At 71.5% G+C, this 926-nt stretch carries 1 protein-coding gene; it reads left to right on the top strand.

Features of this window, described 5'->3' with window-relative positions:
- Positions 1-773: IS1380 family transposase (locus tag L979_RS01755; protein ID WP_047688483.1), on the top strand; the 773-nt coding region annotated here is incomplete at its 5' end.
- Positions 774-926: the final 153 nt, after the last annotated feature.

Below are 926 nucleotides of genomic sequence, written 5' to 3'. Positions count from 1 at the left end.
CCCTGGCCACCCTCGCCCGCACCGGCGCCGCAGGACCGGTGCTGGTGCGCGCGGACTCGGCCTTCTACGGCCACGCACCCGTCGCCGCGGCCGTGAGGGCCGGGGCCCGGGTGTCGGTGACGGTGCGGATGGACGCGGCCGTCAAGCGCGCCATCACCACCATCGCCGATGATGCGTGGGAGAGCATCGAGTACCCCGATGCCGTCTACGACGAGGACACCGGCGCCTGGATCTCAAAGGCGGAGGTCGCCGAGATCGACTTCACCGCCTTCACCTCCCGCAAGCGCTCCGAGCAGGTGGCCGGGCGGCTGGTGGTGCGCCGGATCCCCGACCTCAACGCCCCCGCCCACGGGCAGGGCACCCTCTTCGAGACCTGGCGGCATCACGCGTTCTTCACCACCGTGCCTGCGGCCACCATGGGCACGGTGGCCGCGGACAAGACCCACCGTGCCCACGCGGTGATCGAGCAGGTCAACGCGGACCTCAAGGACAGCGCCCTGGCCCACCTCCCGTCCGGGAAGTTCACCGCCAACGCCGCCTGGCTGGTGGCGGCCACCATCGCCTACAACCTCTCCCGTGCGGCCGGTGTCCTCGCCGGCGGGCGGTTCGCCAAGGCCCGCACCGACACCATCCGCACCCGGCTGGTCAACGTCCCTGCCCGCATCGCCACCTCCGCCCGCAAAATCCGCCTGCGGCTGCCGGAGAACTGGCCGTGGCAAGAAGCCTGGGAACAGCTCTTCACGACCATCCACGATCCACCGGCCGCGGCGTAGCCCCCCCGACCACCCAGCCCATCGGGCACCAGACAGGAACACCTCGTGGAACACCCCCGGCAGCGAGGCCGGCTCCTCCACCACGCCCAAATAGCGAACCGAGGCTCCGTCCGAGGCGACCCCCACAGCACACGGCCGATCGGTGGATCGAGG

Origin of the sequence: Kocuria sp. ZOR0020 (assembly GCF_000800955.1) — a bacterium.
Taxonomy (GTDB): Bacteria; Actinomycetota; Actinomycetes; order Actinomycetales; family Micrococcaceae; genus Kocuria; species Kocuria subflava.
The sequence above is the reverse complement of the archived record's forward strand: the minus strand, read 5'-3'. Positions and strand labels throughout refer to the sequence as shown.